Genomic DNA, 21999 nt, shown 5'->3' with positions numbered 1-21999 from the left:
ACGATATTGAACTGGAGGCAGAGTGGCGGTATACAATCCTGATATCCACCACCGGCGCTCCATTCGACTGAAAAATTACAACTATTCAAGGGATGGGATGTATTTTATCACGATGTGCACCCACCAGCAGCAATGCCTGTTTGGTGGCATTGTCGGGGGTGTGAATGATGGAAAACAGATCGGATAATCAAAATTTCGGTGTATTTCGGCAATGGTGTCCCGGGTCGGTACAGGGGCGACCGGCGGGTCGCCCCTACGTGCCCGCGCCGAATACGGCACAAGCCGTCTGAACCCCTCACCTGCAAGGAGGCGTCATGGACAAGGAATTTCATTACCACATCACCGGGATCATCGCCCGACGGGCCGGTTTTTCTGAAGAGGATGCCGTCACCATCGCCCATGCGGCACAGCTGGTGGACGACAACGATTTTCTGTGCGTCATCGAAGCAAAGGATCAGGCCGAGCCCTACGAGGTCTATATCAGCCAGACCATGGACATCCTCAAGCCCAAACGGGATCTGATGCGGATCTATCCGATTTTTCATTTTCTTCCGGGCGATCCCCTGGCCCCGTCGGCCCGACGGTCCGACGGCAAGATGCACATTCTGACCACCACCCCCGGCAACGCCTTGGCCCGCAAGGTCATGAAGGCGGCAAGGGAGGACCGCAGCCCCTTTCGTCTGCACCGCCTGGGCGTGGCGGCCCATGCCTTTGCCGACACCTGGGCCCACCAGAATTTCGTGGGCTGGTACGACGGCATCAACGGCCAGGACCTGAACCTTCTGCCCAACATCGGTCATGCCGACTTCATCCACCATCCCGACTGGGTGGCCCACCAGTGGAACGACAGCCGGATCATCCGCAGTCAGGTGAACAACACCCATCGTTTTCTCGACGCGGCCAAATGTCTGTTTGACGAATTTGCCCGGTGTACCCGGAAGAAAAACAAAGAGGCCGCCTGGCAGGCCCTGGAGCAGGATCTGCTCGCGGCCATGGGCCCCGCCTACACGGGGGAAAAACTCAAAGGGGAGGAGGCCCGTCTCGAGCGTTACGACCGCCTGTTCAAACTGCCGGACTACGATCCCCGGGCCTGGTTCGACCGGGCCGTTGCGACCACGGTCAAGGGCCTGCCCGATACCTTCCTGCCGAGCCTCACGGTCTTCAGGGATCATTATCAGTGGAAAGACGGCTACCTGACTTCGGATTTCTTTTTGTTTCAGGAAGCCGTCAAAGCCCACCAGGCCTTTTGCATGGTCGAGCTGTCGCCGCTGTTCGAGCAGATGAACGTGACATTGCACAATCACTGACGCCGGATCATTCGGGCAAGCGGATTCGTTTTTTTACCGGCATCCAGACGGCCAGAGAGAGCAGGCCGCTGCCCAGAGAGAGGAACGCCAGGTAGCGGACCGTGTCGGACCAGTCCAGCGACACGGCGGCCATGGACAGGGCGCCAACGATGAAGTAGCAGAAGATCATGGTGGCCGAGGCGGTTCCGGCGTGGGAGTCGACCTGTTCGAGGGCCGTGTTGTTCGACGGCGGACGGCTCAGGCCGCCGGTGAAGGAGATCAGGCCCATGGGCAGGGCCAGGCCCCAGAATCCGGGGAAGAGGCCCGACAGCATCATGGCGCCGCCGATGATCATGCCCACATACCCCAGGGTGATAACTCGAAGGGTGCCGATGCGTCTGCCGAAGCGGGCGCAGGCCATGGAACCGATCATCAGGCAGAGGGCGTTGGCGCCGAACAGCAGGGCAAAGGCCTTGCTGCTCAGGTGAAAGTCCCGCATGTAGATGGTCGATGATCCGGCGATGAAGGCGAAATGGGGCAGGCCGATCATGGCCGTGCAGGTGACCACCCCCATGAACCGCCCGTTTCCCAGCATCCGCATATAATTCATCACCAGAACCCAGGGACGTTCGCCTTTCCGTTCATGATGGGACTCGCCGGTCAGAAGGACGCCGGTCAGCGCCACCAGACCCATGGCGCCCTGGAAGGCAAAAATCCAGGGCCAGGTCAGCCGGGTCATGATCAGGCTGCCGATCATGGGGGCGATCATGGGCGCCAGGGCCATGATCACGGCGATGTAACTGAGCACGGTCTGGCGGTGCCGCACATCCAGCCGGTCCTTGGCGATGGCCATGGAAATGGCCGAGGCCGAGGCCGCACCCGCGGCCTGGAGGATGCGGGCGGCGATCAGCATGACGACGCTCTGGGCCAGGGCGCAGAGAAAGCTGCCCAGGCAGTAGATCAGGATGCCCGCGATCAGCGGGGGTTTCCGGCCGAAGCGGTCGGACAGGGGGCCGTAGATCAGAAGAAAGACGCAGTAGGTGGCGAAGAACAGCACCAGGGTCAGGTTGATCACCGACAGGGGAACCTGCCACAGATCCTTGAGATGGGGAATGGCCGTCAGGTACATGTCCGTCGAAAGGGGCGGAAAGGCGGCCAGAAGGGCCAGAAGAAGAACGAGACGAACCATGACCCCTCCTTAATATCGGGTGCCTGCGGTGTATCGGTTATGCATGCCGGGTCATGACCGGGCGGTGCGCCCGATCACATTACAGTTCCGGATACCCTGCGGGAATCAGGCAGACGAAGGATAAAACCGTCTTGCCGGTATTGCGGATCTGGTGTTCCATGCCGCCGGGCACCAGGGCCGCGCTGCCGGGAACCACCTTTTTCCAGTCCCCGCCCAGTAAGATTTCGCCTTCGCCCTGGTGAAAAAAGATTTCATGCTCCCATTCGTGGCTGTGCCGGGGAGTGTGGCCTCCCTCGTCCAGTTGAAACAGGCGCATGCAGAAATGGTCCGCGCCGTCGTTTTTTCCGATCAGGAGCCGGGCGGCCACGCCTTTGGCCGCCTCGTTGTCGATGTGGGTGGGAATCACGTCGGTATAGTGCATCAGTTTCATGAAAGACCTCGAAAAGGTGTCTGAAAACAGGAACGATACGGTTCCGGTCGGTTCATTGCCAAAGGCGAACTATACCGTCTGCCCGACAAAGGTTCAAGCCTTTGTTGAGGATGACGTGATGGTCAGAGGGCGGGGTCCGTCGGTTTTTTCCAGCGCCAGTTTTCGTAATACTCAAGGCTCACATAGCGTTTCAGGTCGCTGACCTCGTCGGACTTCGCGTTCAGATTGGCGATCATCAGATCGTCGGTGGACAGCAGGCCGATGATCCGGCCCTCTTTTTCCACGAACAGGTGCCGCGTGCATCGTCCCGCGCACTGATCCTGCATTTCGATGAGACCTTCCGTGTGGGGAACGGTGTGAAAGTCGGTGGTCATGTGATCCCCGACGCGGGCGGTATGGATGTCAAACCCCTTGGTGAGAAGGTTGCGCATCAGGTCGCGTTCGGTCCACAGACCGACAATGACACCCTGTCGATCCACACAGGCCGCACCGGATTTGTTGTTTACCATTGTTTACCATGATCGAAAGGACATCGATGATCGTCATGGTTTCGGGGACCCGGATCATGGTGCGGTCGACCAGGGCCAGAATGGCTTCGGCGGTCAACATACGTCGCTCCCGTGGTTGATGGTTTCAGGAACATGAGTCGCGGATGAAGCAGTGTGAGAAGGAATACCCGGATTATATCGGGTGAGGGGGCCGGAGTCAATCAAATAAGTCGCTGGAATCGTTCAGGCATCAACCGGGCCATGGCCATGGACACGGCGGGCGTCATGTAGTCTTTCCGGGTGATGACCCCCTGGGTCAGGATGCCGATGATACCTTCGGAATAGCCGATACGCGGGTTGGTCGAGACGCCGGCGCGGAGGATGGCCTCGTCCAGCTCCAGCTTGTGTTCGGTGACGAGGCGGGTGACGGCCTCAGGCAGTTCAAAGGCCGGTCCCAGACCCAGGTAGAGGTCTGCGCCGTCGAAAATCGCGCAGGCCGACAGGTTCATATACCCGGTTCGGGACAGGGGCACCGGCACCAGGCCCGACTCCAGGCCCACGCTGAAATCACAGCCGTTAAAGGCGTTTTTCGCCCGGTTGCCCGCGCCGGTGATGGTCTCTTCCAGCCCCAGGGGCTGGTCCGACACGCCGGATGGGGCCGACACGCCGGTAAACCGTGCGCCCCTGAAGGGTTCGAACATGCAAAAGGCATCGGTGACAGCCTGGATTTTATTGGGATTTTTCGAACCGATCATGATTATCATGGCGACCTCCGTGTCGTTTGGCACCAGGGTGTCAAGCCCCGTTAACGTTGCAGGTGTCCGTCTGTATATCACAGCCGATGACCTGAGGGCAAATCCCCTGTGATGAATTATTTGCCGGTCCCTTTTTGAGGCCCTTGATTTTCGGACCGTCCGGTTTTATAGTGGCTGTTTTTTAACCGATGAGCACAGAGGAGACGGATATGAAGCGTCTGTTTGAACCGACCCGACTGGGGGGGATCACGTTGAAAAACCGATTTTTCCGGTCGGCGACCTGGGAAGCCCAGGCCGAAGAGAGCGGCCACATGACCGATAAAATCATGGCCCTTTACGAAAATCTCGCAAAAGGCGGGGTGGGGGCCATCATCACCGGCTACGCCTTTGTGATGAAACATGAGCAGCCCAGCCCCAGGATGTTCGGGGCCTATGACGCCGACGTGGTCGAATCCTTCCGGCCTCTGACCCAACGGGTTCACGCGCTGGGCAGCGCCATCTTTCTCCAGCTGGTGTACGGAGGATCATTTACCTGGCACGATGTGGGAACCCGTGAGATCTGGGGGCCCTCGGCGGTCTTGAACAAGATTTCAGGCATCACGCCCAAAGCGATGACACTCGATGATATCAGGGCCCTGGTCACCGCCTTTGGCGAGGCGGCCCGGCGGGCCATGGACTGCGGGTTTGACGGGGTGCAGATCCATGCCGGTCACGGCTATCTGCTCAACCAGTTTTTGTCGCCGAGTTTCAACATTCGTGACGATCAGTACGGGGGTACGGCGGAAAACAGAGGCCGGATCATCGAGGAGGTTTTCGACAGCATCAAAGCCCACACCCGTCCGGACTATCCCGTGCTGATCAAGCTGAACTGTTCCGATTTTATGGGGGATCGGGGATTCGTGTTTTCAGAGTGCAAGGCCCTGTGTCGGCGCTTGTCCGACAAGGGGATCACGGCGGTGGAAATCAGCGGCGGTCCGGTGTTCCGGGCGCCCAAGCCGGAAAAGGAGCCGACCCTTACCGTCGACGCGGTCGACCGGGAATCCTATTTCAGCGCATACGCCAGGGAGATCGCCGCAGCCGTTTCGGCCCCGGTGATTCTGGTGGGAGGCAACCGCTCCGTGCCGGTCATGGAGGGCCTGCTGGCCGACACCGACATCGCGTATTTTTCTCTGTCCCGTCCCCTTTTCAGCCAGCCCGACCTGATCAACGTCTGGGCCGGGGATCCCGCAGCCAAACCCCGGTGTACCTCCTGCGGCCAGTGTTTCGCCCCCGAGGGAAACCAGTGCATTCTGGACAGGAAACAAACGGCGTGACATCCCGGCGATCCGGAAAAAAGGAAGGCTCCCGCCATGGTGCGGTTCCGGCGCTCAGGACGGGGTGACACGACACACGGCCCGGAACCGGGGGCGTCACTATCGAGAAACGACGGTGGCGCCGTGTTTTCTTCGAAGTCCGAACCCCGTGCCCGCCAACAGCGGTCACGGGGCCGTTTTTTTCTCGCTTTCCAGAAAGGAGGCCAGCCTGGACTGGCGCACCGCATTCAGGGTAATGGTTTTTTCGTGGATGATGTACGCTTCGATGGCCTGGACCCCCTGGTCGACGTCCTTGTGTTCGATGGCGTCGAGGATCCGGCGGAAATAGCTGAAATTTTTCTGGAGTTCCCCGGCCTTGAGGGCGATGGCAATGTATTGGAGGCGCTTGAGGAAGGGCATGATGCTCCGGACCAGCTGGGTCAGGGCCGGGTTGGCCGCGGCGTCGATACCGATATTCACGCACTTGAGCAGGGCGTGGTAGAAATTGCGGTTGTCGTTGTTTGCGGCATGGCGGAGCATTTCATCGTACAGTGCCGTCATGGCGTCGAACTGCCGGGGCGTGTGGTTTTCGATGCATCGGCGGACCACATGGCCCAAAACGAGGATAAAGACGTCGCAGTAGGCTTCGATCCGCTCCTCGGTGATGGCGGTGACCCGGGCCCCGCACCGGGGAACAAGTTCCACCAGGCCCGTCTGCTCCAAAACCCGGAACGCCTCGCGAACCGGGGATCGGCTGACCCCCAGTTCTTTGGCGATTTTCTGTTCGAGGATGCGCTCACCGGGTAGGATGGCCAGACTGATCACCTGGTCGATCAGGTGATCGGCGATTTGATCGGAAAGGTTTTTCGAAGGATTGAATGTCATGTCCGGTTCCCAGCGTAAGACAAAAAATCGATCCGGGCCGCCTTAGGGGGTCCGAACCGCTGAATCAGATGTCTATCACAGACCGGCATGAATCAAAATGCTTTTGTGAGCGCCCGGGGGGTCATTTTTCCCCGGAACCGGAATCAAGAAGGCCGATCCTGGTCAACTCCTCGACCAGCCGGGCCTTGCTGATGGGTTTGACCAGATAGCCGTCACACAGGTTCTTGAAGGCCCTGGCCAGGTTGGCCATGTTGGACAGGGCGGTGGTCATCACGATTTTGGCGCCGTCCGATGAAAAAATCCCCCGCTCCTCCTCCAGATCCCGAAGGACTTTCAGGGTGGCCTGCCCGTCCAGCCCCGGCATCATGATGTCCAGACAGACCAGATCGAAGGGGGCTTCGTCGATCAGGGCCTTGGAAAAGGCGGCAATGGCTTCGGTGCCGTTGGTCGCAAGGTGGGTGGGGCCGTAACTTTCCATGTATCCCTGGATCAGTCGCCGGCTGGTCAGATCATCTTCCACGATCAGTGTTTTCATGCGTTTGTCCTTTCACTGTGATCACAAACATGGGTCAGCCCCCTGTCCCCGAGAACCAGGGCCACCCGGCCGTCTCCCAGAAGGGCGGCCCCGTCGAACAGGTCGGCGTGCATGGGCATGCCCTCGATGGGCTTGACCACGATTTTCTGAACCCCGACCACGGCGGCCACGGAAAGGGCCGCCGAGCGCCCCCCGTGACGGACCAGGACCAGGGTATCGCCTCCGTTAGAAGACCCGCCGGCCGGAGTGTCGCCGACGCGTTCACCCAACGGGATCAGGGGGTAGATCATTCCCCGCCGGGTGACGATCTGCGCGGCGTTCCGGACCGATCCGATCTGATCCGGATGGGCGGCAAAGGCTTCGATGACGGATTTCAGCGGCAGCACATACACGGTTCCCGAGGCCGTGGACACCAGGTAGCCGTCGACGATTTTGGTGCTGACGTTCCGGGGAAGAAGGACCTTGAAGGTGCACCCCTTTCCGGGCCGGCTGTCGACCGTGATCCGTCCTCCGGCGCTTTCGATGGCCTGCCTGACCACATCCATGCCCACACCGCGGCCCGAGATCTCCGTCACGGTCCCGGCGGTGGACACGCCGCTCATAAACAGCAGATGGATGACATCCTCGTCAGACAGGGGGGCGCCCGGGGAGACCAGACCCAGTTCCGCAGCCTTCCGGCCCAGGGCGTCCAGGTCCAGGCCCCCGCCGTCATCGGACACCGAGAGGACCAGATCCAGCTCTTCTTCGGTCAGGTCAACCCGGATGGTTCCCTCCGCAGGTTTTCCGGCCTGAATCCGTCGGTCCGGCGTTTCGATGCCGTGGTCCGCCGCGTTGCGGACCATGTGAATCAGGGGGGCGTCCAGAAGGTCGGCGTAGCTTTTGTCGATGGGGATCTCTTCCCCCGAGGTGAGGACCGTAATCTGTTTGCCCGATATCTGGGCCACTTCACGGATGATCCGGGGCGCCTTGCCCAACAGGGCCTGGGGTGAGACCTTGCGGATATCCATGATGTCCTTGCGCAGGGCGGCCGAAAGCTTACTGAACTGCTGAACCGTCTGTTTGAGATCGTCCAGCACGGGATCACCCTGTCTGCCGACCGCGGCCTTCATCCGGATGGCGTGATGGAGCATTTCCTCGATGCCCAGAAGTTCCCCCACATGATCGAGAAAGCCGTCGAGACTGCTTTCGGAGATCCGCATGGTTTTGTCCGTTTTCGGGGCTCCGGCCTGGGACCGGATCGCAGGTTCCGGTGCCGCCGGTTCAAGGGCTTGCGCGGCGGACCGTTCCGGCGACGGCGGTTTCGGCTCCGGGGCGCCGGCCTCGGTCAGGGCAATGGCGTCGTCGAGGGCCGGTGCCCATTCCTCGGGAAGAAAACGCCGGATCCGTTTGAGCAGGCGGTCGAGTTTGTCCAGGCAAGCGGCCGGATCCGTCACGGGGGGGACACCGTCCATGCGGGAGAGAATCTGATCAAACAACGCCTCGTCCTCGCATTCGGATTCACCGTCTCTGACCCGCTCGAGCATACGGCGAAGCAGGTCCAGTCCGGGGAGCAGACGGTCGATGAGATCGGGGGTGCAGGCCGTTTTTTTCTGTCGGAGGGCGTCGAGCAGATCTTCCATTTTGTGGGACAGGCGCTTGACCCGCATCAGATCGAAAAAGGCCGAGTTGCCCTTGAGCGAATGAACCGCCCGGAATACGGCGTTCAGGTGATCCGTATCATACGGTTCCGCTTCCATGCGGATCAGGCCCTGTTCGGCCTCAGCCAGGCTGTCCATCGATTCTTCGATGAATCCGAGCAGGAGTTCCCGGTCCGGATCGAGCGTGTCAGTCATGGTGCGTTTCTCCATCGGGATGCATGGCGCTCAGCGCCGTCAGCTTTTTTTTCCAGTGGTCCAGATAGTGGAGGGCCGTGTCCACGGCCCGGTCCAGTTCACCCAGGTCTTCGATGGGTTTGAAGATGCACGTATCGGCATTGTAACGCAGACAGGCCAGGGCGTTTTCCAGTGTGACATAACCGGTGATCATGATCACCCGGGTCATGGGGTAATCCTTCCGGATGCGTTTGAGCAGGTCGATGCCGGTCATGACCGGCATCATGATGTCCGAGATCACCACCTGGAAGGCTTTCTGCTCCATGACCGCAAGGGCCGACCGGCCGTTTTGCGCCGTTTCGGTCTCGTAGCCCCTGAAGGCGAAATGACGGGCCAGAGACTGGCGGATGGGTTCTTCGTCGTCAACGATCAGAATGCGTGGTTGCATGGGAAATCCTTTGTTTGGGTGGACGAAACCGTAAGGGCAGACGGATGCTGAACACGGCCCCGCCCGCATCGGCGTTCGTTGCGGTGAGGGTCCCACCGTGATCCGTGATGATGCCCTGACTGATGGAAAGGCCCAGTCCGGTACCCTTGCCTTCTTCCTTGGTGGTGAAAAACGGTGAAAACATCCGCTCGAGCACATCGGGCGTCAGACCCGGCCCCGAATCCCTGACGGTGATCGTCAGCCGGTCGTCATCGGCGGAGGCCTCGATCACGAGGTCCCCGCCCGTGCCGTCGGCCTGTTCCATCGCATCGGCGGCGTTGATGAACAGATTGACGAACACCTGCTCGAGCCGGCGATCGTCGGCGATGATCCTCGGCAGACCGTCCGGAAGATTCAGGTGGACCCGGACCCGGTGCTTGAGGCGGTTGGCGCACAGCTTCAGGGCATGGTCGATACAGGTGTCGACGGCGATTTCCCGGTACCGGGGTCCGTCGGACCGGGTAAAGCTTTTCAGGTTGTCCACGATGCCCTTGATCCGGGAGATACCGTCACGGATTTCCGAAAACATAGCGGGGATTTCCCGGCAGATTGCCTGCGCCCGCTTCCGCTCGTCGTCCGAGGCCCGGCCGGCGACAGAGGCCTCGATCAGGTGCCAGTTCTGCTCCAGGGTCTGGATGTTGATCGAGATAAAGGACGCAGGATTGTTGATTTCATGGGCGATGCCGGCACTGAGGGTGCCCAGGCTGGCCATGCGGTCCGCATGGATCAGCTGGGCCGCCCGTTCTTGGGCCAGCTGTTCCATGTTCCTGGAATAATCCTTCAGCTGCATCTGGAGATCCAGGGACCGGAAGCCGGCATCGATCCGAGCCATCAGTTCGCGGGTGTCGACGGGCTTGGCGATGTAATCGTCGGCCCCGGCGTTGAGGCCGTCGACCATGTCTTCCGGTCGGCTCCGCGATGTGATGATGATCAGGTACAGGGGGTCCATCCGGCTGCTTTCCTTGAGAATCCGGCATACCGTGGGGCCGTCCGTGCCCGGCATCATCCAGTCGAGCAGGGCCATCTGGGGTGCATCGCTTTTCAGCAGGGTCATCAGGGCTTCCCGGCCGTCCCGGGTTACCACCACCTCGTAGCCCCATCGTTTGAGAACGGTCTCAAGCATCAGGCGCGATGTCGTGTCGTCGTCGGCGATCAGCAGTCGTTTCACGATGGATTCTCCATGGTTCTGTCGGATGACGTCGGGCCGACGGGCAAGGCCCTGGGGATGTCGTCCCGGTTGGGGGCGTCGATCCGAAAACGCCGGGACGATCGTTGTCACGGCCTGGGTCGGGTTGATTGATCGGCGTCCCGCCGGAGGGGGACGATGCCAAGGCTCTTGATGAGTTGATGTTCGGGTTATTTTAGGGGGTTTGATTGTGTTTGTCAATCGTCCAGGCCGGGTGAAACAGGGCAATCGCATGTTTCATCGTCTTGAAGAAAAGCAAACCGGCCTCCGTGAGAAAGCATTTAGGCCGGCTATCGATGCCGGTTTTGACAGGGGTTCAACAGGAAAGGGGCCACGGGGTTGACCCGGTCCGGGCGTTGACAGATTCGATGGATTTCCCTATAGCATTCCCATCGATATCGACCTCAACGTCTATCAGAAAAGGAAACGCCCATGCCCTTTGCTCCCAGCGGGAATGCCCGAATTTATTATGAAGACCACGGCGACGGAGAACCCGTCATCGCCGTTCACGGACTCATCGAAAACACGCGGTATTATACAAAAACCGGGGTGAGCGACATCCTGGCCCGTCATGTCCGGGTGATCCCCATGGACATGCGGGGCCATGGCGAAACCCGGATCATCGGAGATCACCCGGGCTATGACGTGGACAGTCTCTGTGCGGATATCGACGCGGTGGCCGATCACCTGAGACTGGACCGGTTCCATCTGCTGTCCCATTCCACCGGCGGATTTGCCGCCGTACGCTATGCCGCGGGCCGCAGTGATCGCCTGCTCAGCCTGATGCTCACCGGCACGGCCTCGCGCACCAGCTTCTTTGAGGACGCCGATCAGGGCCGGGCCTTTCACGACCGGTTCGCCCGGAGTTTTGAAACCAACAGCTGGGAACGGATCATGGCCGGCATCCGGATGCAGCCCTTTCCGTTTTTCAGGGGCATAGCCGAGCGGCCGGATCGAGAGATTCTGTTTCAGAGGGCCTATGACATGGTCCGGGTGGGGGATCGCATGGCCCTGGGCGCGTTTATCCGTTCGTTTTATACCGACCCCGATCCCCGGATCGAGGGGCTCCGGTCCATCGCCTGCCCCACCCTGATTCTGGTCGGCGACAAGGACGATCTGTTTATTGAACCCAGCCGCATGATGGCCCGGGAAATTCCGGGAGCCCGGCTGGTGGTGTTCGAGGACACCGGTCACATGCTCGCCGTTGAACGCCCCGAAGCCATGAGCCGGGAGATCCTGGCCTTTCTTGGCTGCGGCCGGTGAATGGTCAGGCCGTGCCGTCGTTTGCGCTGCCCAGGTAACGATGCGCCGTCAGGGCCAGGTACATCAAGATGATGGTGCTGAACGGGGCGAAGGGGCAGAGGGCCTTGTATCCCAGAATTGACGGGGAATCTGCTCCGCCGTGGGGCAGGACGGTCATGACGGCCAGCAGCGCCGGCACAATGGAAAGAAAGCGTAAAAGGCGTTTTGTCGATTTTTTCATCCATGTCTCCCGTGATGTCAGAGTGTTTATGAATTGTCGGGCGGCGATCCGGGTTCCGCCGTCTTGGCCAGACAGAAGGAAAACCGGGTCTGACGGTCGATGCGTGCGTAGCTCAGGACCCCGCCGTGAAGTTCCACGATGGTGCGTGCAATGGAAAGCCCCAAACCGGCCCCGCCGATGTTTCGGTTTCGCGAGTAATCCACCCGGTAAAGGGGGTCGAAAATTTTGTCCGCCTCGGATTCCGGAACGCCGGGACCCGGATCATCCACATAAAAGCACAGGGAGGCCCCCCGGTCTTCGACGCCCAGGGTGATGGTTCCGCCCGGGCCGGTGAACCTCAGGGCGTTGTCCAAAAGGTTTGAAAACACCTGTTTGAGGCGCTCGCCGTCGCCGGTGACCCGGTCCGGGGTGTCGGGAACCGCAAGGGAAAGACAAATGCCCCGGGCTTCCGACAGGGGCAGGTAGACCTCCCGGAGGCTTTTCAGCAGGTCCAGGGGACGGATGGGCGCCACGGACAGGGAAAATCCCGGAAGATTCATTCGGGAATAGGCGGCCAGGGTATCGATCAGATGATCGAGGGTGTCGATATCGCTTTCGATGTTCGTCAGGTAGCGGACGGCCGACGGATCGTCGGTTTTGCCCCGGATCAGTTCGGTGCCGACCCGGATCCGGGCCAGGGGGGAACACAGTTCATGGGAAATGTCGGCCAGCAGTTTTTTTTTCGAGACGATCATCCGGTGGACCGATTGGCTCATATCCCGGTAGCCGCGGATCAGCCGGCCGATTTCGTCGGCCCGGGAGCTGTCCGGAAGTTCGTCGAAGCGGCCTTCGGCCAGGCGCGTGAGATCCCGTGTCAGATCGGACAGGGGACGGGTGATGGACCGGGACAGGGGATAGACGGCCGCCGCCAGCAGAAGCCCGATCAGGACAAGGCCGCTCAGAAAGGCGCGGGGCATTCGGTTGGCCGGAAAATGTCGGGACAGGTACAGCAGGTAAGGCGGTGAGCCGTCGACGTTCACGGGCAGGACATAGATCAGCGGCCGGCCGAAGTGGCTGCTCTGCACGAACAGGTCCCCCTGTTCCAGTGCCGCCGTCATGGCCTCGGTCAGGGCCGGCATCGCAGGGCCGAGGTTCGAGGTGGCGGCCAGGGGCCGTCGGTCGGCGTCGTACAGGACGATATCGAATCCGTAGCTCTGCCGAAAGCGGTCGAAGTCCTCCGACAGGGACCGGGTGTCCCCGTCCCGGACCAGATCCGAAAGGTATCGGGTATGGCTGCGGAGCATGGTGTGGATTTCCCGGGCCAGGGGCCGCCCCACGGTGAAAAAGAACAAAAGGGTCACGGCCGTCAGGGTGACGGCGATCACGCACAGAAAATAAAGGGCCATGGTTACATATAATCGTTGGAACATATAGAGTCTCCCGTCATGCATCAGGGTATATCACAGGGGTGTAAACCGGGTGTGTCGGGGAATGTAAAAAGTGTGACAGGGTGTAAAGGCCGGGATGAAAAACGCTTCAGGACAAGGGGGTTTCGCCCCAGGCATACCCCCTGCCCCAGACGGTTTTGATGAAGACCGGGCGGGCGGGCCGGTCTTCGATTTTTTTCCGGATCCGGCTGATGTGGACGTCGATGGACCGGTCGAAGGCCTCGAAATCCCTGCCCCGGGCGATGTTCAGCAGATGGTCCCGGGACAGGGGCCGGCCCGGATTCATGGCCAGCTCTTTGAGAATGTCGAATTCAACGCCGGACAGCGGAATGTCCCGGCCGTCCCGGAACAGTTTCCCCTTTGCCGGATCGAGGGTGAAGGGGCCGATCTGAACGATCTCCCGGTGAAGGTCGTCGGCCGGGCCCGTCGCCGGGCCGGAGCGTCTGAGCACGGCCTTGATCCGGGCCAGCAGCTCCCGGGGATTGAAGGGCTTGTGCATGTAGTCGTCGGCGCCCATTTCAAGGCCGATGATGCGGTCGGTTTCGTCGTTCCGGGCCGTCAGCATGATGACCGGCACGGCGGACAGGGTCCGGATGCGCCGGAGGGTTTCGAAGCCGTCCAGGTCCGGAAGCATGATATCGAGGACCACCAGATCGAAGGCCGGATCCGGCGAGGCCGTCAGAACGGCAAGGCCCTCGCCGCCGGTCAGGGACGACGTGACGTCGTACTGCTGGGCCGTCAGGTAGTCGGCCAGCAGCTGCTGGAGGATTGCATCGTCGTCGATCACGAGAATTCGTCGTGTCATCACGGAGTTTCCTGCGTCTACCAGGTCCCGACCAGGTCCCGGATGAAGGGAACCAGTTTTTCCCGGATCTCGGGACGATCGAGGGCGAAGGCGATGTTGGCCATCTGGAACCCCGCCTTGTCGCCGCAGTCGAACCGGGTGCCGTCGAAACGATAGCCGAAGATCGGCTGGGACCGGATCAGGGTTTCCATGGCGTCTGTGATCTGGATTTCGTTGCCGGCCCCCCGTTTCTTCCGGCCCAGAATGGAAAAGATTTCCGGGGTGAGAATGTACCGGCCGATGATGGCCAGGTTCGAGGGCGCCTCGGCCGGTGCGGGTTTTTCCACCAGGGCGTCGAGCTGGATCACGTTGTCTTCGATGTCCCGGCCGCTGATGATGCCGTATTTGTCGGTCTGGTCCGGGGCCACCTCCATGACGGCCACCATGGAGGCCCGAAGGCGGCAGAACCGCTGGATCATCTGGGACAGAACCGGTTTTTCGCTTTTCACCAGGTCGTCGGCCAGAAGCACGGCGAAGGGCTCGTCGCCCACCACGTCCCGGGCGCACCAGATCGCGTGACCCAGGCCCAGGGGTTCGTTCTGGCGGGTATAGATGATGGTGCCGGTTTCGGGAACCAGTTTCACGATTTCCCGCAGGGAGTGTTCCTTGTTTTTTTCCTGGAGAATGCTTTCCAGTTCGAAGGATTTGTCGAAATGATCCTCAAGGGCGGTCTTGCCCCGGCCGGTCACGAAGATGATCTGTTCGATGCCCGCGTTCAAGGCTTCTTCAACGGCGTACTGAATCAGGGGCTTGTCAACGACGGGAAGCATTTCCTTGGGCAGGGCCTTGGTGGCCGGAAGAAATCGGGTGCCCAGGCCCGCCACGGGAAAAACGGCTTTTCTGATTTTCATGGGTCGACCTCGGTTCAGAATCGGTTAAGAGAATTCGGCGCCCCTGAATGCACCGGAGAAAGGAACCGGCCGGGACGGACATGATCGTCAGACATGGTATAATCTCAATCGGTTGTAAAATCAATCGTTGCAAAGAAAATTATTGAACTAAAGGAAATTTCCGTTTAATCTACTAAACTTGTTCATCCGATCAGGGTGATGATTTATCAATTAAACCGAGGAGATAAAGCTAATGAGCCAGAATGACGCCGATGCCAAGGCACAGATTACGCCTGTCAAACTGGGCATGGATACACCGTTTACCTTTGAATGCCACAAAAACGTCAGCTGCTTCACCCGGTGCTGCCGGGGCATCGACATCATGCTGACGCCCTATGATATCCTTCTGATGAAAAACCGACTGGAAATGACCTCCGAAGAGTTTCTGGCCGTGTACACCGAACCCAAACTCCTGGAAAAAACCGATCTGCCGGTGGTGACCCTGAAACTTCTGGATGACGAGATCCGCTCCTGCCCCTTTGTCCGGGACGAGGGCTGCCTGATCTACGATTCCCGGCCCACCACCTGCCGCTATTATCCCCTGGGTGTGGGGTCCCTCAGTCACAAGGAAGGCACCGACGAGGACGATTTTTTCTTTTTTATCAACGAACCGCACTGCAAGGGTTTCGAGGAAAAAAAGGAATGGACGGTTCGTGAATGGCGCAAGGACCAGGGGGTGGACATCCACGACGAGATCAATGCCGGCTGGGCCGATCTGATCGTCCTCAAGCGGTCCTTTCCCGCGAACATCCAGTTTTCCGAAAAAGCCAAGCAGATGTTTTTCATGGTCTGCTACAACATCGACAAATTCCGGTCGTTCGTGTTCGAAAGCAGCTTTCTGTCCCTCTACACCATCGACGACGACGTCGTCGAGGCCATGCGCAACGACGATGTGGCCCTTCTGGAATTCGGGTTCAGCTGGCTGCGGGACGTGTTTTTCAACCGGGATGAAAAAACCTACAAACTCAATGAAACCGCCGCCCAGTCCCGGAAAAAAACGAGCTGACCCGGGGGTTCAAACCGTTATTCAACAGAAAGGGCGCCGTTATGCGGCGCCCTTTGTCGTTTGATGGTCCGGCAGGACCAATCAATCGTCGTAGGAAAGGTGACGGTGCAGGGCCTCGTCGTTCAGCCGCGCATCGATGTCCACCCCGAAAAACTCGGCGATGGGCGCCAGCAGATGGGGCGTCTGGGCCTGAACGGTTTTCAGGATGGCCAGCACATGATCGAGGCCCTTGCGGGTCATCCGGCCCAGGGGGCGTCGGCAGCCGCCGGAGGGCATGCCCAGAATCGCCATGGCCGTCTTGATGCCCAACGGGTTCCGGGCGCGGCAGGCGATCTCGCCGTAGGGCGTGGATTCCCGGGTGACCACGGTGGTCAGGTTGAACAGGGGTTCGAGTTCCGTCATCAGGGCGCGGGCTTCGGTCAGACGGTCCTGGGCGATCAGGGACACCAGGTTTTCGGCAAACCGGGGGACGATGTTGGACGCCACGGAAATCAGGCCGCAGGCCGAGATGGCCGGATCGGTCATCATCTGGTAGACCAGGGCGTCGTCGCCGGAAAAAATCATGAAGTCCTTCCCGCAAACCTGGCGGGTCCGCTTCATGTTGTCCAGGTTGCCCGTGGCTTCCTTGACGGCGGAGACGTTGGGATACCGGTCCTTGAGCAGGGCCAGATCCTCGGGAAGCAGCTGGGCTCCGGTCCGGCCGGGTATAATATAAGGTATCACGGTCAGGTCCGGGAAGGCTTCGGCCACCGGTCCGATATACTCTTTCCGGATTTCGATGGAGCTGGGTCCGTTGTAGTAGGGATCGACCAGCAGCACGGCGTCGACTCCGGCCGCATGGGCATGCCCGGTGGCGGAAAGTGCTTCGAGGGTGTTGTTGCTGCCCGTACCGGCGATGCAAAGGCAGGTGCCCTTCGTTTTTTTGGAGATATGTTCGATGACCTTGATGTGTTCATCCCAGACGAGGGTCGGGCTTTCACCCGTGGTTCCCACCGCAAGAATTCCGCTGATTCCGTTTGCAATCTGAAAGTCAGCCAGCCTTTCAAGGCCCTGATAGTCCACGTCCTGACCCGAAAACGGGGTGATCAGGGCCGTGTAGCAGCCGGTATGCATAATGCCTCCTGATTAGGGTTGTTCGTTGTTTGCTCAACACGGTTTAATAAAAAACGGCAGGGATAATGTCAATGATTTTCGGTGCCAAAATCCATAGGAATTCAGTTGTTTAAAAAACCGATTTTTCTTTGCGGCGTTTTAAACATTGTCAATCCCGGCAAAACCATGTACATACATTTGTTCACAACATGGAAACTCATTGAGAATAAAGGGTTGAAAACAATGGCTATAGCACGAAATGCAGATGAGTACGTCGCCCAGCTGAGAAACGCGCTGGCGTCCAATTCCGAATGCGGGACCACCCATTACAATCTGGCCGTGGCCCTGATGGGACAGAAGAAATACGAGGAGGCCGAAGCGGAGCTTCATGAGGCCGTGGGATGCAGCCCCACCCTGGCCGAGGCCTATGTGCAGCTCGGTGCCATCTGCCTTCAGCGCGAGGACATGGAGGGCTGCCTGTACTACAACAAAATGGCCACCAAGGCCCGGGCCGGTTTTTCCATCGGCTACGGCAACATCGGGTTTATCGAACTGCAACGGGGGAACATCGACGAGGCCATCAAGAACCTTCAGAAGGCCATCGTGTTCAACTCCCTGTTTCTCCAGGCCTATACCACCCTGGCCAACGCCTACCTGATGAAGGGGCTGGTCTACGAGAGCATAGAAACAAGCAAGAAGGCCCTTGAAATCGAGCCGGATTTCCCCATCGCACACAACAACCTGGCTATCGCCTACCTGGAAAACGGGGACTATGCCCTGGCCGCCGAGCACATCGACAAGGCCGTCGGTTTAGGGTACGAGGTATCCAAGGAACTGCTCGACGACATCAACGCCCATCGATGACATCGGAGCAGCCTGCCATGACGCCCGGCCCCCATTTTACGTTTTTCGTGTCCGACACCGATCATCCGGTAAACGAGCGGTCGGCGCTTTGGGCTCACCCCCTGCCGGACAGTCGGCGTCCCGGAGAGACCGCAGGAGCCGCCGTCAGCCTGGGCGATTATTTCACCCTGGCCCGCCGGTTTCTGGCGGACGATGATTATGCCGTGGTCCGGGCCGCAGGTTCGGCCCTGTCGGGAGAAGCCGTTGCCGTTTCCGATCTGTCCGAGCTTTCCGTCTGTCTGGTCAAACACGGCACGTTCTATCATCCGTCCCGGGTGGATGTTTGTCTCCGTCGCGGCGGGGGATGGTCCCTGGCACTCAATCTGGCGGTCTCGCCGGCGGGTCTGTCCTGCATTGACCGGGAGTGTGAGGCCCTGAGTCGTCTTGCCCGCGTGACCGACGCCCTGCCCGAGGTTTACGGCCGGGGGCGATTCACCACCGACGGCGGGGCCGAGGCGGCCGTGTTCGCCGCCCGATGGCTGGACGATTATCATGAATTCCACCTCACACGAAACGACGGCGTCCAGCAGGTGGTGGTCTGGGATGAACAGCGGGGGCATTACCGCTTGACGCCGCAGGAGTGCGGACGGCTGTACCGCAAGGCGGCCCGGATTCTCACCTCCTGCTACAACCCTCTGACCGGTGAACAGATCCAGCCCTGGCATCATGCCGCCGGTGATTTTGTGGTCAAGGGCCGTGGGGAGGATCTGGATGTCCGGCTGATCACGGTGCGCCAGTATACCTCCCTGTTCGAGGATATGCCCGATGACCCCGACGCCGTGATCGAGGCCGCCCTGATTTTCTTCATCAATCTGTCAATACGAATGCGCCTCGACAGGGAAGACGGTATTCATGACACCCTCTGGGCCGAGTCCGCCTGTCTCGGTCCGGTGATCGACGGTTTCCTGGATGGGCTGGCGTCCTGTGGTCCGGACAGGGCAGGCGGCTTCACGGCCTTTGCCCTGGAAATCCCCGAAGGGGAGTGGCTGGAAACGGCCGAGATGCTGATCGGGTCTTACCACCCCGACTCCCCCGATCTGCCGGTGATCCGGGCCAACCTGACCGATCATATCCGGCAGGTCCGGGCGGCTCTGGATGCGAGGGCCAACGGATCGGCGTGAACACAAGATAACCAGAACGGATGACGGCCACACCCAAGATACGGTAGTGCGAGGCAGCCGGGTGTCGGGGCTAAGGTCTCAAAAACAGGGAAAGAATCCTTTTTTATTGACAATAACGCCCAATAAATTTATACCATGTAGCTTGAATATCATGGTTTTGCATATTGAATAATTGTAGAACTTGTTGAAGTCCTAAATTATTTTAAGTAGTTACATTTTGGTGGAGTAACTTGACAGCCCGGCCTACGGGTCAAGCGAACGTTTTTCGTTATGTTGAGTTGAGAACATTTTATTTAATGGAGGTAAGGCAATGGCAAAGCATCAAACCCCTTTGTTAGACCAGCTGGAATCCGGGCCGTGGCCGAGTTTTGTGTCCGACATCAAGCAGGAAGCTGCTTCTCGGGCAAAAAACGAAAAAGGTCTCGACTATCAGATCCCTGCTGATGTTTGTGAAGATCTTCTCGGAATCCTTGAACTTTCCTACAAAGACGGGACCACCCACTGGAAACACGGCGGTATCGTCGGCGTTTTCGGTTACGGCGGCGGTATCATCGGCCGTTACTGCGACAAACCCAAAGACTTCCCGGGTGTTGCCGCTTTCCATACCGTTCGCGTGGCTCAGCCCGGCGGTAAATACTACACCACGGCTTACCTGCGTCAGCTCATGGACATCTGGGACCTTCGCGGCAGCGGTCTGACCAACATGCACGGTTCCACCGGCGACATCATCCTCCTCGGAACCACCACGCCCCAGCTCGAAGAAATCTTCTATCAGCTGACCCACGAGATGAATCAGGACCTTGGCGGTTCCGGTTCAAACCTCCGTACCCCGGCCGACTGTATCGGAAGCTCACGCTGTGAATATTCCTGCTACGACACCCAGGAACTGTGCTACTTCCTGACCATGAAATACCAGGACGAACTTCACCGCCCGGCTTTCCCCTACAAATTCAAATTCAAGTTCGACGGCTGCCCCAACGGCTGCGTCTGCTCCATCGCCCGTTCCGACCTGTCCTTCATCGGGACCTGGAAAGACGCGATCCGCATTGACCAGGCCCAGGTTAAAGCCTACGTGGACGGCACCAACGTGGCCGGCGGCGGTTCCCACAAGGGACGTGACTGGGGTAAATTCGACATCCAGAAAGAAGTCATCGACCTCTGCCCCACCAAATGCATGGCCTACGTCAACGGCGAACTCAAGATTTACGACAAGGAATGTACCCGCTGCATGCACTGCATCAACGTCATGCCCAAGGCCCTGAAACCCGGCGTTGAAACCGGCGTTTCCATTCTTTGCGGCGCCAAGGCCCCCATTGTTGACGGTGCCCAGATGGGTACCCTGATCAAACCCTTTATCGCCATCGATTCAACCATGAACAAACAGCTGGCTGATTTCGACGATGAAGACGAATGGATGGAATACCTGGAAGAAAAATACGAGGCCCTCTGTGAGTTTATCGAACTCGTTTGGGATTACTGGATGGAAGAAGGCAAGAACCGTGAACGTCTCGGCGAGCTGATGATCCGTCAGGGTCTCCAGAAGTTCCTCGAAAAAGTTGAAACCGAGCCCATGGCCGTTCATGTTCAGCATCCGCGAACCAACCCCTACATCTTCTGGAAAGAAGACGAAGTTGACGGCGGTTGGGAACGTGACATTGAAGAATACAGAAAAGCGCATGCACGCTAGGGAGGTATAACAACATGGCATTTATTTCCGCAGGATACAATCCGGATAAACCGATGGAAGGCCGTATCACCGATATCGGGCCCCGTCACTATGATGAATTTTACCCGGAAGTGATCAAGAAAAACAAAGGCAAATGGTCCCATCATGAAATCCTCGAACCCGGCGTTCTGGTCCATGTGGCCGAATCCGGCGACGAAGTGTTCACCGTGCGCTGCGGCGGCGCCCGTCTGATGAGTATCACCCACGTCCGTGAAATCTGCGACATCGCCGACAAGCACTGCGACGGTCATGTCCGTTTCACCACCCGGAACAACATCGAATTCATGGTGACCAGCAAAGACAAGCTCGACGCCCTCAAAGCCGACCTGGCCCAGAGAAAATTCGACGGCGGCAGCATGAAGTTCCCCATCGGCGGCACCGGTGCCGGTATCTCCAACATCGTGCACACCCAGGGCTGGATTCACTGCCACACCCCGGCCACCGATGCCTCCGGTACGGTTAAGGCCACCATGGACGCCGTGTTCGCCGACTTCCAGGATATGAAGCTGCCCGCGAAACTCCGTATCTCCATGGCTTGCTGCCTGAATATGTGCGGTGCCGTACATTGCTCCGACATCGCCATCCTCGGTTACCACAGAAAGCCGCCGATCCTCGATCACGAATACCTGGACAAGGTCTGTGAAGTGCCCCTGGCCGTGGCTGCCTGCCCCACCGCAGCCATCCGTCCGGCCAAGGTTGAACTGCCCAACGGCACCACCGTCAACTCCGTGGCCGTGAAGAACGAACGCTGCATGTACTGCGGTAACTGCTACACCATGTGTCCGTCCATGCCGCTGTCCGATGCGGAAGGCGACGGTATCGTTCTGATGGCCGGTGGTAAAGTGTCCAACCGCATCAGCGCACCCAAGTTCTCCAAGGTTGTCGTGGCCTTCATTCCCAACGAAACCCCGCGCTGGCCGACCATGACCGAGACCATTCAGAAGATGGTCAACGCCTACTCCAACGGTGCCAACAAATACGAACGTCTGGGCGACTGGGCCGAGAGAATCGGTTGGGAACGCTTCTTTGAAGTATGTGACCTCGAGTTCACGCACCACCTGATCGACGACTTCCGTGATGCAGCCTATCACACCTGGCGTCAGTCAACCCTGTTTAAATTCTAATTTAAGCCGGGTATCATCTCGTTATACGGTCGACCGGAA

General features: G+C 59.2%; 22 protein-coding genes. 8 read left to right on the top strand and 14 right to left on the bottom strand.

Going from position 1 to position 21999, the window contains the following annotated elements; genetic code table 11:
- Positions 1-314: 314 nt before the first annotated feature.
- A complete protein-coding gene (locus ACYQ11_RS15065; protein ID WP_459924631.1) occupies positions 315-1307 on the top strand; it encodes a DUF6765 family protein in 993 nt (330 codons plus the stop codon).
- 7 nt (positions 1308-1314) lie between these two features.
- Here ACYQ11_RS15065 and ACYQ11_RS15060 read toward each other — a convergent pair whose 3' ends face one another.
- The 4 genes from ACYQ11_RS15060 to yjjX form a co-directional block, all read right to left on the bottom strand.
- Positions 1315-2475 (bottom strand): multidrug effflux MFS transporter, encoded by a 1161-nt coding sequence (locus ACYQ11_RS15060; protein WP_459924630.1) that lies wholly within the window; start codon positions 2473-2475, stop codon positions 1315-1317.
- Positions 2476-2554: 79 nt separating this feature from the next.
- A complete protein-coding gene (locus ACYQ11_RS15055; RefSeq protein ID WP_459924629.1) occupies positions 2555-2905 on the bottom strand; it encodes a cupin domain-containing protein in 351 nt (116 codons plus the stop codon).
- A gap of 122 nt (positions 2906-3027) precedes the next feature.
- A complete protein-coding gene (locus ACYQ11_RS15050; protein ID WP_459924628.1) occupies positions 3028-3414 on the bottom strand; it encodes a CBS domain-containing protein in 387 nt (128 codons plus the stop codon).
- Between the two features lie 200 nt (positions 3415-3614).
- Complete coding sequence (gene yjjX / locus ACYQ11_RS15045) at positions 3615-4157, bottom strand: inosine/xanthosine triphosphatase (RefSeq protein ID WP_459924627.1); 543 nt, start codon at positions 4155-4157, stop codon at positions 3615-3617.
- Between the two features lie 200 nt (positions 4158-4357).
- Here yjjX and ACYQ11_RS15040 point away from each other — a divergent pair, with 200 nt between their 5' ends.
- On the top strand, positions 4358-5461 hold the full coding sequence (locus ACYQ11_RS15040; protein WP_459924626.1) for an NADH:flavin oxidoreductase: 1104 nt from the start codon (positions 4358-4360) through the stop codon (positions 5459-5461).
- 165 nt (positions 5462-5626) lie between these two features.
- Here the strand turns inward: ACYQ11_RS15040 and ACYQ11_RS15035 are convergent, their stop codons facing one another.
- The 5 genes from ACYQ11_RS15035 to ACYQ11_RS15015 form a co-directional block, all read right to left on the bottom strand.
- Complete coding sequence (locus ACYQ11_RS15035; protein ID WP_459924625.1) at positions 5627-6325, bottom strand: GntR family transcriptional regulator; 699 nt, start codon at positions 6323-6325, stop codon at positions 5627-5629.
- Between the two features lie 121 nt (positions 6326-6446).
- Complete coding sequence (locus tag ACYQ11_RS15030) at positions 6447-6860, bottom strand: response regulator (RefSeq protein ID WP_459924624.1); 414 nt, start codon at positions 6858-6860, stop codon at positions 6447-6449.
- Entirely contained in the window at positions 6857-8692 is a 1836-nt protein-coding gene (locus tag ACYQ11_RS15025; protein ID WP_459924623.1) for a chemotaxis protein CheA, read from the bottom strand. Before ACYQ11_RS15025 ends, ACYQ11_RS15030 begins: the two co-directional genes overlap by 4 nt.
- Complete coding sequence (locus ACYQ11_RS15020) at positions 8685-9119, bottom strand: response regulator (protein ID WP_459924622.1); 435 nt, start codon at positions 9117-9119, stop codon at positions 8685-8687. Before ACYQ11_RS15020 ends, ACYQ11_RS15025 begins: the two co-directional genes overlap by 8 nt.
- Positions 9094-10326, bottom strand: a complete 1233-nt coding sequence (locus ACYQ11_RS15015; protein WP_459924621.1) for a hybrid sensor histidine kinase/response regulator — start codon at positions 10324-10326, stop codon at positions 9094-9096. The genes ACYQ11_RS15020 and ACYQ11_RS15015 overlap by 26 nt, the downstream gene beginning before the upstream one ends.
- Before the next feature lie 450 nt (positions 10327-10776).
- Between ACYQ11_RS15015 and ACYQ11_RS15010 the strand changes: the two genes are divergently transcribed.
- Complete coding sequence (locus ACYQ11_RS15010) at positions 10777-11607, top strand: alpha/beta fold hydrolase (RefSeq protein ID WP_459924620.1); 831 nt, start codon at positions 10777-10779, stop codon at positions 11605-11607.
- Between the two features lie 4 nt (positions 11608-11611).
- Here the strand turns inward: ACYQ11_RS15010 and ACYQ11_RS15005 are convergent, their stop codons facing one another.
- The 4 genes from ACYQ11_RS15005 to galU form a co-directional block, all read right to left on the bottom strand.
- Positions 11612-11827: a hypothetical protein gene (locus tag ACYQ11_RS15005; RefSeq protein WP_459924619.1), complete on the bottom strand. Its 216-nt coding sequence runs from the start codon at positions 11825-11827 to the stop codon at positions 11612-11614.
- A gap of 26 nt (positions 11828-11853) precedes the next feature.
- Positions 11854-13236, bottom strand: a complete 1383-nt coding sequence (locus tag ACYQ11_RS15000; RefSeq protein ID WP_459924618.1) for a sensor histidine kinase — start codon at positions 13234-13236, stop codon at positions 11854-11856.
- A gap of 106 nt (positions 13237-13342) precedes the next feature.
- On the bottom strand, positions 13343-14059 hold the full coding sequence (locus ACYQ11_RS14995; protein ID WP_459924617.1) for a response regulator: 717 nt from the start codon (positions 14057-14059) through the stop codon (positions 13343-13345).
- A 17-nt stretch (positions 14060-14076) separates the two neighbouring features.
- Complete coding sequence (galU, locus tag ACYQ11_RS14990; protein WP_459924616.1) at positions 14077-14949, bottom strand: UTP--glucose-1-phosphate uridylyltransferase GalU; 873 nt, start codon at positions 14947-14949, stop codon at positions 14077-14079.
- A 232-nt stretch (positions 14950-15181) separates the two neighbouring features.
- Between galU and ACYQ11_RS14985 the strand changes: the two genes are divergently transcribed.
- Positions 15182-15994 (top strand): YkgJ family cysteine cluster protein, encoded by an 813-nt coding sequence (locus ACYQ11_RS14985; protein WP_459924615.1) that lies wholly within the window; start codon positions 15182-15184, stop codon positions 15992-15994.
- Positions 15995-16075: 81 nt separating this feature from the next.
- On the opposite strand, the gene dapA is transcribed toward ACYQ11_RS14985, so the two are convergent.
- Complete coding sequence (gene dapA, locus ACYQ11_RS14980; protein ID WP_459924614.1) at positions 16076-17107, bottom strand: 4-hydroxy-tetrahydrodipicolinate synthase; 1032 nt, start codon at positions 17105-17107, stop codon at positions 16076-16078.
- A 222-nt stretch (positions 17108-17329) separates the two neighbouring features.
- Between dapA and ACYQ11_RS14975 the strand changes: the two genes are divergently transcribed.
- The 4 genes from ACYQ11_RS14975 (at position 17330) to dsrB (ending at position 21960) form a co-directional block, all read left to right on the top strand.
- Entirely contained in the window at positions 17330-17950 is a 621-nt protein-coding gene (locus ACYQ11_RS14975) for a tetratricopeptide repeat protein (protein WP_459924613.1), read from the top strand.
- 17 nt (positions 17951-17967) lie between these two features.
- The gene (locus tag ACYQ11_RS14970; protein WP_459924612.1) at positions 17968-19110 is read left to right on the top strand and encodes a hypothetical protein; all 1143 of its coding nucleotides are present in this window, start codon (positions 17968-17970) and stop codon (positions 19108-19110) included.
- A gap of 310 nt (positions 19111-19420) precedes the next feature.
- On the top strand, positions 19421-20797 hold the full coding sequence (dsrA, locus tag ACYQ11_RS14965; RefSeq protein WP_459924611.1) for a dissimilatory-type sulfite reductase subunit alpha: 1377 nt from the start codon (positions 19421-19423) through the stop codon (positions 20795-20797).
- 14 nt (positions 20798-20811) lie between these two features.
- Positions 20812-21960, top strand: coding sequence for a dissimilatory-type sulfite reductase subunit beta (gene dsrB / locus ACYQ11_RS14960; protein ID WP_459924610.1), 1149 nt, complete (start codon positions 20812-20814; stop codon positions 21958-21960).
- The last annotated feature ends 39 nt before the right edge of the window (positions 21961-21999 follow it).

The sequence above is a fragment of the Desulfatiferula olefinivorans genome (genome assembly GCF_054657895.1).
Note: the sequence above shows the minus strand (reverse complement) of the source record. Positions and strands in the feature narration are given on the sequence as shown.

Excerpts from the sequence above, each read along its gene's own strand:
- dsrB (WP_459924610.1), top strand. The coding sequence starts at position 20,812 with ATGGCATTTATTTCCGCAGGATACAATCCGGATAAACCGATGGAAGGC.
- ACYQ11_RS15000 (WP_459924618.1), bottom strand. The coding sequence starts at position 13,236 with ATGTTCCAACGATTATATGTAACCATGGCCCTTTATTTTCTGTGCGTG.
- ACYQ11_RS15065 (WP_459924631.1), top strand. The coding sequence starts at position 315 with ATGGACAAGGAATTTCATTACCACATCACCGGGATCATCGCCCGACGG.
- yjjX (WP_459924627.1), bottom strand. The coding sequence starts at position 4,157 with ATGATAATCATGATCGGTTCGAAAAATCCCAATAAAATCCAGGCTGTC.
- ACYQ11_RS15010 (WP_459924620.1), top strand. The coding sequence starts at position 10,777 with ATGCCCTTTGCTCCCAGCGGGAATGCCCGAATTTATTATGAAGACCAC.
- dapA (WP_459924614.1), bottom strand. The coding sequence starts at position 17,107 with ATGCATACCGGCTGCTACACGGCCCTGATCACCCCGTTTTCGGGTCAG.
- galU (WP_459924616.1), bottom strand. The coding sequence starts at position 14,949 with ATGAAAATCAGAAAAGCCGTTTTTCCCGTGGCGGGCCTGGGCACCCGA.
- ACYQ11_RS15050 (WP_459924628.1), bottom strand. The coding sequence starts at position 3,414 with ATGGTAAACAACAAATCCGGTGCGGCCTGTGTGGATCGACAGGGTGTC.
- ACYQ11_RS15040 (WP_459924626.1), top strand. The coding sequence starts at position 4,358 with ATGAAGCGTCTGTTTGAACCGACCCGACTGGGGGGGATCACGTTGAAA.
- dsrA (WP_459924611.1), top strand. The coding sequence starts at position 19,421 with ATGGCAAAGCATCAAACCCCTTTGTTAGACCAGCTGGAATCCGGGCCG.
- ACYQ11_RS15025 (WP_459924623.1), bottom strand. The coding sequence starts at position 8,692 with ATGACTGACACGCTCGATCCGGACCGGGAACTCCTGCTCGGATTCATC.
- ACYQ11_RS14985 (WP_459924615.1), top strand. The coding sequence starts at position 15,182 with ATGAGCCAGAATGACGCCGATGCCAAGGCACAGATTACGCCTGTCAAA.
- ACYQ11_RS15005 (WP_459924619.1), bottom strand. The coding sequence starts at position 11,827 with ATGAAAAAATCGACAAAACGCCTTTTACGCTTTCTTTCCATTGTGCCG.
- ACYQ11_RS15035 (WP_459924625.1), bottom strand. The coding sequence starts at position 6,325 with ATGACATTCAATCCTTCGAAAAACCTTTCCGATCAAATCGCCGATCAC.
- ACYQ11_RS14975 (WP_459924613.1), top strand. The coding sequence starts at position 17,330 with ATGGCTATAGCACGAAATGCAGATGAGTACGTCGCCCAGCTGAGAAAC.
- ACYQ11_RS15030 (WP_459924624.1), bottom strand. The coding sequence starts at position 6,860 with ATGAAAACACTGATCGTGGAAGATGATCTGACCAGCCGGCGACTGATC.
- ACYQ11_RS15055 (WP_459924629.1), bottom strand. The coding sequence starts at position 2,905 with ATGAAACTGATGCACTATACCGACGTGATTCCCACCCACATCGACAAC.
- ACYQ11_RS14970 (WP_459924612.1), top strand. The coding sequence starts at position 17,968 with ATGACGCCCGGCCCCCATTTTACGTTTTTCGTGTCCGACACCGATCAT.
- ACYQ11_RS15060 (WP_459924630.1), bottom strand. The coding sequence starts at position 2,475 with ATGGTTCGTCTCGTTCTTCTTCTGGCCCTTCTGGCCGCCTTTCCGCCC.
- ACYQ11_RS14995 (WP_459924617.1), bottom strand. The coding sequence starts at position 14,059 with ATGACACGACGAATTCTCGTGATCGACGACGATGCAATCCTCCAGCAG.
- ACYQ11_RS15020 (WP_459924622.1), bottom strand. The coding sequence starts at position 9,119 with ATGCAACCACGCATTCTGATCGTTGACGACGAAGAACCCATCCGCCAG.